The sequence below is a fragment of the Rhodoplanes roseus genome (assembly GCF_003258865.1).
GTDB lineage: Bacteria > Pseudomonadota > Alphaproteobacteria > Rhizobiales > Xanthobacteraceae > Rhodoplanes > Rhodoplanes roseus.
On the sequence record NZ_NPEX01000231.1, the window covers coordinates 1 to 9,407 of the forward strand.

The 9,407-nt window shown below is 71.7% G+C and carries 8 protein-coding genes; all 8 read right to left on the reverse strand.

The annotated features are described in order from the left end of the window. Complete coding sequence (locus tag CH341_RS23845) at positions 1 to 1,062, reverse strand: UDP-glucuronic acid decarboxylase family protein (RefSeq protein ID WP_111421483.1); 1,062 nt, start codon at positions 1,060 to 1,062, stop codon at positions 1 to 3. A 119-nt stretch (positions 1,063 to 1,181) separates the two neighbouring features. Continuing rightward, the gene (locus tag CH341_RS23850) at positions 1,182 to 2,300 is read right to left on the reverse strand and encodes a CgeB family protein (protein WP_111421484.1); all 1,119 of its coding nucleotides are present in this window, start codon (positions 2,298 to 2,300) and stop codon (positions 1,182 to 1,184) included. Next, the gene (locus tag CH341_RS23855) at positions 2,297 to 3,388 is read right to left on the reverse strand and encodes a CgeB family protein (RefSeq protein ID WP_111421485.1); all 1,092 of its coding nucleotides are present in this window, start codon (positions 3,386 to 3,388) and stop codon (positions 2,297 to 2,299) included. Before CH341_RS23855 ends, CH341_RS23850 begins: the two co-directional genes overlap by 4 nt. Next, complete coding sequence (locus CH341_RS23860) at positions 3,385 to 4,530, reverse strand: CgeB family protein (RefSeq protein ID WP_111421486.1); 1,146 nt, start codon at positions 4,528 to 4,530, stop codon at positions 3,385 to 3,387. The genes CH341_RS23855 and CH341_RS23860 overlap by 4 nt, the downstream gene beginning before the upstream one ends. After that, positions 4,527 to 5,684, reverse strand: a complete 1,158-nt coding sequence (locus tag CH341_RS23865; RefSeq protein ID WP_146604591.1) for a glycosyltransferase family 4 protein — start codon at positions 5,682 to 5,684, stop codon at positions 4,527 to 4,529. The genes CH341_RS23860 and CH341_RS23865 overlap by 4 nt, the downstream gene beginning before the upstream one ends. After that, positions 5,681 to 6,967 (reverse strand): TIGR04295 family B12-binding domain-containing radical SAM protein, encoded by a 1,287-nt coding sequence (locus CH341_RS23870; protein WP_111421488.1) that lies wholly within the window; start codon positions 6,965 to 6,967, stop codon positions 5,681 to 5,683. Before CH341_RS23870 ends, CH341_RS23865 begins: the two co-directional genes overlap by 4 nt. Before the next feature lie 37 nt (positions 6,968 to 7,004). Beyond that, positions 7,005 to 8,120 (reverse strand): NAD-dependent epimerase/dehydratase family protein, encoded by a 1,116-nt coding sequence (locus CH341_RS23875; protein WP_111421489.1) that lies wholly within the window; start codon positions 8,118 to 8,120, stop codon positions 7,005 to 7,007. Between the two features lie 125 nt (positions 8,121 to 8,245). After that, on the reverse strand, positions 8,246 to 9,407 hold a 1,162-nt coding region (locus CH341_RS23880; protein ID WP_111421490.1), incomplete at its 5' end, for a phosphopentomutase.

The following is a 9,407-nucleotide window of genomic DNA, read 5'->3' on the forward strand; positions in this document are numbered from 1 at the left end:
TCAGGCCTGCCCCGCGACCGCGGAGAGCGCCGTCCGCCGCTTGCGGGGGGGCCGATTCGCCAGGACGACGGCGTCGGCCTTCTCGGCCGGACGGGGCACCTCGGGGGTCGCCACCTTGAGGGCGAAGTAGTCGATGGTCGAGCGCAGCCCGTCCTCCAGCGGCACCCGCGGCTGCCAGCCCAGCGCCTGGGCGGCGGCCGCGATCTCCGGCTTGCGGCGGCGCGGATCGTCCTGCGGCAACGGATGATAGGCGAGGCGGGAGCGCGACCCGGTCTGCTCCAGCACCATCCGGGCGATCTCCTTGACCGTCACCTCGCGCGGATTGCCGAGATTGAACGGACCCGTCACCGCGTCGTCGCTCTCCATCAGGAGCTCGAGGCCGTTCAGCAGGTCCTCGACGTAGCAGAACGAGCGGGTCTGCGAGCCGTCGCCGTACAGCGTGATCGGCCGGTTCCTCAGCGCCTGCACGACGAAGTTGGAGATCACCCGGCCGTCGTTCTCCAGCATGCGGGGGCCGTAGGTGTTGAAGATGCGGGCGACCTTCACGGGCACGCCGTACATCCGGCGATAGTCGAAGAACAGCGCCTCGGCGCAGCGCTTGCCCTCGTCGTAGCAGGCGCGCGGACCGGTCGTGTTGACGCTGCCGCGATAGCTCTCGGGCTGCGGGTGGATCTCCGGATCGCCGTAGACCTCGCTGGTGGAGGCCTGCAGCACGCGGGCGCCGGTCGAGCGCGCCAGCTCCAGCGCGTGCAGGGCGCCGAGCACGCAGGTCTTCACGGTGCCGATCGGATCGCGCTGATAATGCGGCGGCGAGGCCGGGCAGGCGAGATTGTAGATGCGGTCGACCGGGCCGTCGACGGCGAGCGGCTCGCGCACGTCTCCCTCGACGAAGCGGAAGTTGCGGTGGTTGAGCAGCGGACGGATGTTCTCGAAGCGACCGGTGTAGAGATTGTCGACGCAGGTCACCGCGTGGCCCTTCTGGACGAGGCGGTCGCACAGGTGGGAGCCGATGAATCCGGCACCGCCGGTCACGACGATATTGAGCCTACCGATCACGGGCACGCGCGTCTCCCTCTTGGTCCTTCTCGTCACCGTCGTGCGACATCACGTCAGTGAAACCGTCTTGTGAGCGTCTCGCCAATGTACAAACCTTCGCGCCTCCGTCGGTTCCTGATCAGATCCTAGGCGACGGCGCCGACGCCGGTCTCGGTTCCTTCGCGTTCGCGCGGACGGCTGGCGCGCGCCTCGGCGTAGTGCTCCTCCAGCGCGCGGGCGCGTTCGCGCGCCGTGTGGCTCGCCAGCGTGCGCTTCCGCGCCGCCGCCGCGATGTCGCGCCGCCGCTCCTCGGGGATCTCGCGCAGGATGGCGACCGCCTGCTCGGTCGAGTCGGCGATCAGGATCTCGGTGCCGGGCGTGAAGAAGGCGTCGAGCCCGGCCCAGCGGTCGGAGATCACCGGAACGCCGCAGGCGCCCGCCTCGAACAGCCGCACGCTCGGCGACCAGCCCGCCGCGATCATGTCGGCCCGGGTGACGTTCAGCGTGTAGCGTTGTCCGCAATAGAAGCGCGCGTGATCCTGTGGCGGCAGATGGTCGATGCGCTCGACATTGGCGGGCCATTCCAGCTCCGCCGGATATTGCGGCCCGGCGACCGCGAAGCGCAGCGACGGCAGCCGCCTCGCCGGCTCGACCAGCAGACGGTCCAGCGTGCGCTGGCGATCGGGACTGTAGGTGCCGATATAGCCGAGCGCGAGATGCGGGAGAACGTCCTGCGGCTTGTGCAGATCGGGATCGACCGCGCAGTAGAGCGGCCGCGCCGCGCGGGCGCCCCAGGTCTGCTCGATCAGCTCCAGCACCGGCCCGCCCGTGAATGAGAGATAGAGGTCGAATCTCGGGATCAGCGACGGCGCGATGTAGTCGGTGACGCCGCGCTCCAGCCGCGACATCGTCACCGGCGTGTCGATGTCGTAGAACGCCGTGACGCCGCGGGCCTGCGACGTCACCCAGTCGGCGATCGCCGTGCCGTCCGGCACGAACGAGCCGAGGATCACCAGGTCGGCGTCGCGCACCAGCGTGCCGAAGCGCCGCGGCAGATCCTCGAGGCGCTTGTAGAGCTCCACCCGGCACCAGTCGGGGCGGCGGAGATCGCGATGCTCCCGGTACCACGCGACGTCGCGCTCCAGGAACGTGACGGTGTGGCCGCGCTCGCTGAGCGCCTTGATCAGCGCCCGGTACGTGGTCGCGTGGCCGTTGCCCCAGGACGAGGTGATGGACAGTCCGAGAACGACGATGTCGAGCCTCATTCTGCCGCCTCCCGCCCGAAGCCCGGCGTGCCGAGACGATCGAGCACCTGCCGGGCGCGATGGGCGTAGGTGTGGGCGGAGAGCACGCGCGCACGTCCCGCGGCACCGATCTGGTGCGCCCGCGCCGGATCGAGGCGCTCCAGCACGGCGGCGACCTCGGCGCCCGAGTCGACCACCAGGATCTCGCGGTCCGGCTCCAGGAAATCGGCGATGCCGTCCCAGCGGTCGGTGATCAGGCAGGCGCCTGCGCCGGCCGCCTCGAAGATGCGGGTCGGCGGCGAGAAGCCGTAGCGCGCCATGCTGGCACGGTTGATGTTGAGGGTCGCGACCGACGAGCAGAAGAACGCGTTGTGGTCGGCCGTGCCGACGTGGCCGAGCCGGCGGACGTTCGCCGGCACGGGCTTGTCGTCCCATCCGGAGCCGCCCAGCAGGAAGCTCTTCTGCGGCGCCCGCGCGGCCGCGTCGAGGAAGAACTCGTCGACCCGCGCCTCGCGGTCGGGCAGGCGGTTGCCGAGAAAGCCGAGATCGCAGCGCCATTCGTCCCGCGCCGGCACCGGGTGATGCGTCTCGGGATCGACCGCGTTGTAGATCGGCACGCAGGCCCGCGCGCCGAGCTTGTCGTAGGCCTCGACCACCGGGTCGCCGCCCCCGTAGGTGAAGACGAGATCGTAACGCGGCACGGCGTCGCGGAGATGATTGTCCGGATCGCCCGCCACCGTGTCGAGCGTCGCCGGCGCGTCGACGTCCCAATAGGCGCAATGGGCGCCGCTGCGCACCGCGTGCGGCACCGCGATCTCCAGCTCGCGGTCGAACACCCCGACGCCGCTCGCCTTGACCAGCAGGTCGGCGTCGCGCGCCGCCTCGTCGAGCGCCTGCTGCCAGCCGGCCGCGGTCGCCGGATAGACCACCACGCGGGCCCAGGGCGGATCGGCGATGTCGCGGAACTGCTGGCGCTGATAGGCGTCCGGCTCGTAGAAGACGACGTCGACGCCATGCGCCGCGAGCGCCTTCAGGAGCCCGCGATAATACGTGGCGGCCCCGTTCCAGTATGAGGAGACGAGGCTCGATCCGAAGAAGCGGAGTTTCATGATGCGGCGATCCTGCTCGGCTCGACGACGGGGGCGGGCGGAACGGACATGCGGTCCTCTCCTCGAAGAGACGTGATGATGGCCTGGAGCTCGGCGACGCGATGCGCGCAGGTGTGGCGTGCGCGCACCGCGGCGAGCCCGGCGCGGGCGAGATGCCCGGCGCGCTCGCGGTCGCGCAGCACGCCGGCGAGGGCCGCGATCATGCCGTCGCGATCGCGCACCTTCAGGTAGCTTCCCTCGGGGAAGAGGCCCTCGGCGTCGTCCCAGGGCGCGCTGACCAGCGGGATGCCGCAGGCGAGCGCCTCGAACATCCGGATCGTCGGGATGCCGCGAAGCGCTTCGGCATAGGGGCGGCGCGGCACGTGCACGGTGACGCGTGCGCGGGCGAAGGCCTCGGGAGCGCGATGGTTGGGCAGCCATCCGGCATAGTCGATCCGGCGCGCCGCGAGCTCGGCCCGCGCCGCCTCGGGCCAGCGCACGCCGTGCACGCGGGCCGAGATGCCGAGCGCCGCGACCGGGTCCATCAGGAAGCCGCGCAGCTCCGCGTCGCGCTCGCCGTCGCCGAAATTGCCGATGAACACGAGGTCGCGCTCGGGCTCCCGCGCGAGCGGCCGGAACAGCGCCGTGTCGGCGGCCTCGTGCCAGGTGAACACCCGGCGGCCCCAGCCGCGTTCCCGGTAGACCTCGCGCAGCACCTCGCCGAAGGCCAGGACGGCATCGTAGCCGTCGAGATCGAACCGGCCGATCTCCTCCGGCGCCGTGACGGCGCGGTGATGAGTGTCGTGGAAGAGCAGCAGGAAGCGTCCGCCGGCCGCCCGCCGGGTCCCGAGCGCGCCGATCAGGGCGGGCTCGTTCCATTCGTGCGCGAGAACCACGTCGGCGCCGTCGAGCGCGGCGTCGAGGTCCGGTCCGGCCGCCTCGTAGCGGTGAAGCGCCACGCCGGGCACCAGGTCGGAGGCCCGCGCCAAAGCGTGCCGGCCACCGTCCGCGAGCGCATTGCTGCGGCTCCAGCCCTCGGCCGGCTCGTGCACGGCCACGGCGTGTCCGCCGCGCAGCAGCTCCCGCGCGATGCCGCGCAGAAAATGCGCGTTGCCGTGGTTCCAGCAGGATTCGAGCGAGTGGCAGAAGATCACGACCTTCATGCCACGGTCTCCGCTGAGATCGCCGTCGAGATCACCGCGCCCCGGCCGGCGCCGGCGACCAGCACGTCGTAAAGTCCCTCCACGCGGGTCGCCATCGCCGCGACGGTGTAGCGGCCGGCGCGGTCGCGCGCTGCCCGCTGCAGCGCCGTGCGCCGGGCCGGATCCTCGCAGAGGCCCCTGACGGCGGTCGCCAGGGCGGCCGCATCGCGGGGCTCGACGAACAGCGCGGCGCCGTCCCACAGCTCGCGCAGGCTCGGAAGGTCGGAGAGAACCAGCGCCGCACCGCTGGCGGCGGCCTCCGCGATGCCGAGGCCGAACGGCTCGTACAGGGCCGGCGCGACGACGACCTCGGAGCGGCGCATCTCGTCGAGCAGGGCGGGGCGGTCGAGTGGGCCCAGGGTCGTGACAGTGTCGCTGGTCGAGACCGCGGGGCGCCCGTCCGGCGCAGCCGCCTCTCCGGCGAGACGCACCGGCCACGGGATTTTCGGCGCGGCGGCGAGCAGCGTGTCGAGGCCCTTCGCCTCGTCCCACAGCCGGCCGGCGGCCAGCACCACGGGGCGGCGCGGCACCGGCGCGCGAGCCGGCGCGAGAGCCTGTGTGTCGATCCCGTTCGGAACCACGATGCCGACGCTGGGCGGGGCGTAGAGCGCCGCGATCGTGTCGCGGAAGGCGAGCGTCGGCGCCGCCCAGGCCGTCGCCGTCGCGAGCCCGGCCGCGACATTGTCCATGTAGGTGGTCCAGCGCGGCTCGTCCGGCTCGGCGCCCCGGCAGGCGCGCCACCACGAGCGCACGCAGGAATGCGCCACGACCAGCACGGGCGCCGCGAACGGGATGGTCGCCTCGCGATAGCCGCCGAGATGGACGATGTCGGGCGCGATATCGTCCGCGACGCCGGCGAGCATGTCGCGCGCGCGAGAAAGGTCGCGGCCTTCGGGATCCATCCATTCGAGCGCCAGATCGGTGACGAGCAGCCGGACGCCCGCGACACCGGTGAGCGCGGCGCGTTGCGCGGGCGTCGGCGCCGGGCCGAGCGTCACCAGCACGATCTCGTGGCCGCGCTCCGCCAGGGCCCGGGCCAGTGTCGTCGCGTAGGTCCACACGCCACCGACCGCATCGGCCGTCATCAGCACGCGCAAGCCCCTCTGCCGGCTCACGCGCAGCACTCCCGCTCGAGCTCGTGCAGCGGCCGCGGCCGCTCCTCCTGGATCTCGCTGAAGCCGACGAACTGCTCGAGGTACCAGGCGTGCGCCCGCTCCCAGGCGTCGTCGTCCGGCTCGCCCCACAGGCGCCGGTAGTCCGGCGAGCCCGGATAGGGAAACAGCGGCACCGGATCGTTCGCCCAGACGCCGGCATTGCGCATGGTGTCGCGCCAGCGCTGCACGGTCTCGTCGTCGTCCTGCGGCACCTCGATGAGGTTCGCCTGCACGAACGGGATGTGCCGCTTGGCGGCGAGCAGGCGCTCGGCCAGCTCGTCGGTGGACAGGCGGCACTTCTTGGCGAGCGCGTCGCGGCCCTCGGGGCTCAGGCTCTCGACGCCGGCCTCGACCGACACGCAGCCGGCGCGGCCGAGCAACGCGAGCTGATCCGGCTTCCACAGGTCGATGCGGGTCTGCACGCCGAAGCTCAGCCCGCGGCCGACCAGGCCCTCCAGCAGCTCGACATTCGGCAGGAAGATCTCGTCGATGAAATAGACGTACTCGATGCCCTGCCGCTGCAGGCGGTCCACCTCGGCCAGCACCGAGGCGGGCGGACGCCGGCGGTAGCCGTTGCGGAAGTTCTCCTTGGCGCAGAACGTGCAGTTGTACGGGCAGCCGCGCGACGCCTCGACCTCGGCGCCCGGCGCCTTCGGCTCGGCGTCGAAGCGATGATGATGATGGTGATGGCGGGCGATGAACGCATCCGGCCAGGCGAGCGGCGCCATGTCGACGAAGCGGGCCGCCTGCGGCCCGCCCTGCACCCGGATCGCGCCGCCCTCCTGGAAGCACAGGCCGGGCACGCCGTCGCGCTCGCCGGCGGCGATGCGGACGAGCGTCTCCTCGCTCTCGCCCATCACGACGAGATCGACGTCGAGCTTTCTCAGCGCCGCGCGCGGCGTCGTCGAGCCGTGCGGGCCGATCGCCACCAGCAGCGGCGCCAGCTCGCGCAGCGCCCGCGCCGTCTCCTGGGGAACCCGCAGCTCGGGGGGCGCACAGCGCCAGAACAGATAGGTCGGCGCCGTGGTGATCACGATCATGTCGGGCCGCAGATCGCGCACCTGCTCGACGAGATCCGCGAGGGTCAGGCCGAACAGATGCGCGTCGACGATGGTCGAGTCGTGGCCGGCCGCGTCGAGGAGCTGCTTGGCGCAGCCGAGCTCGATCGGCAGATGCGGCGCGCGGCAGCCGAAATAGATGCTGCCGTCGTAGCGCCACGGCGGATTGACGAGAGCGATCTTCATGCGATGGCCTCTGCGGATCGTTGCCGGCGCGACGCCGTCATGCGACGAGGCCGCGCCGCTCCAGCTCGGCGGTGGCGTGCTCGACCTGATCGATGGCGATCTCGCCGGCGAGCCACTCGGCGAGCTCGACGAGCCCGGCGCCGAACTCGACCTGCGGGGCGAAGCCGAGGCGGCTGCGGCTCTTGGTGAGGTCGGCGAAGCAGTGGCGGATGTCGCCGGTGCGGTACTTGCCGGTGACGTGCGGCGCGAGGTCGCTCGCGTTCATCACGGCGGAGAGGTCGTGCGCGACCGACGAGATGCTCCGGCTCTGGCCGGAGCCGACATTGAACGTCTCGCCGATCCCGGTGTCGGTCGTCATCGCGAGCAGGCAGGCCTCGGCCACGTCGCGCACATGGACGAAATCGCGGCGCTGCTCGCCGTCCTCGAACACCAGCGGCGGCCGCTGGTTGAGCAGGCGCGCGGCGAAGATCGCCAGCACGCCCGTGTACGGGTTGGAGAGCGCCTGATGCGGGCCGAACACGTTGAAGAAGCGCAGCGCCACCGTGGGGATCGCGTAGGCCCGGCCGGTGATCAGGCACATGCGCTCCTGCACGTACTTGTTCAGCGCGTAGATCGAGTTCAGCGCCGGATGCTTGGTCTCCGGCGTGGGCACCGCCTCGAGCGGTGCGCCGTCCTGGTCCTCGGGCTCCCAGCGCGCGTGCCGGAGCTGCTCGGCGCTGCGCTCGGCCGGCTCGACCAGGGTGCCGTCGGCGCGGCGCGCCAATCCTTCACCGTAGATGCTCATCGACGAGGCGACCACCAGCCGCTCGACCGGGTTGCTCAGCAGCGCTTCCATCAGCACCGCGGTGCCGAGGTCGTTGGTGTTGGTGTAGGAGGCGATCTCGTACATGCTCTGGCCGACGCCGACGGCGGCGGCGAGATGAATGACGGCATCGGTGCCGGACAGCACGCGGGCCAGAACGTCACGATCGCGGACATCGCCGACGACGAGCTCCGCCTCGCGCGACAGATGCCGCGGCTTGGTCTCTCCGCCGTGAACCTGGGGATCGAGATTGTCGAGGACGCGGACCCGATAACCGCGCTCGAGCAGGAGATCCGTCACATGGGACCCGATGAATCCCGCTCCGCCGGTAACCAGCACACGCCGCGCCATCGTTGCTCCTTGTTCTTGAACCCGATGTGGGGCGAACGCGAGCCGCGAGGGATTGTTCCTGGACGAAGGTGCGGCGGCACCGAGTCCGGCGCGCCGGTGCGAGACCCGTCTCCGACGCGGGCTGTTCAGTGCAGATCGAGGTGCGTCGTCACCGTCGCGCCGATCTCTGCATACGACCGCATGTGTCCGATCTCGCCCGCACCGGTTCCGTGCATCAGAACCGGAACCTGCTCGCGGGTGTGATCGGTTCCGGCCCAGGTCGGATCGCAGCCGTGGTCCGCCGTGATCACGACGAGATCGCCGTCGCGGAGCAGGGCGAACAGCTCGGGCAGCCGGCGGTCGAGCCGTTCGAGTGCGGCCGCGTAGCCGGCGACGTCGCGGCGATGGCCGTACAAGCTGTCGAAGTCGATGAAGTTGGCGAACAGCAGGCCGCCGTCCGCGAGGAAGCGGGCGCCCTCGACGGTGCGGTCGAAGAGCGCGTCGTTGCCGCTCGCCGGCCATTCGCGGCCGGTGCCGCGATGGGCGAAGATGTCGCCGATCTTGCCGACCGTGATCACGTCGCGGGCCGCCGCGGTGGCATTGTCGAGAAGCGTCGCCCCCGGCGGCGGCACGGCGAAGTCCTTGCGGTTGGCGGTGCGCACGAAGGTCGCCGGGCTCGTGCCGATGAACGGCCGGGCGATGACGCGGCCGATGCGCAGGGGATCGACGAGCCGGCGGGCGATGCGGCAGACGTCGTAGAGGCGATCGAGCCCGAACGTCTCCTCGTGTGCCGCGATCTGGAACACGCTGTCGGCGGACGTGTAGCAGATCGGCCGTCCGGTGCTCACGTGCTCGTCGCCCAGCGACGCGATGATCTCGGTGCCGGAGGCGTGGCAGTCGCCCAGGATGCCGGGAAGCCCGGCCTCCCGGCACAGCGCCGCGGTCAGCTCCGGCGGGAAGCTCGGCACGGTCCGGGGAAAATAGCCCCAGTCGAACGTCACCGGACAGCCGGCGATCTCCCAGTGGCCGGACGGCGTGTCCTTGCCCTTGGAGCGCTCCGCGGCGCAGCCGAAGCGCCCCGCCGGCGCGCCGGTCGTCGCGAGACCGGGCGGCACGCGTCCGGTGGCGAGCCGGCACGCCTCGCCGAGGCCGAGCCGGACGAGGTTCGGCAGGGCGAGCGGTCCGGTCCGCAGCCCGTCGCGATCCGCCTCCCCGCGTGCGCAGGCGGCGGCGATGTGGCCGACCGTGTCGGCCCCCGCGTCGCCGTAGCGCTCGGCATCGGGGGCGCCGCCGATGCCGACGGAATCC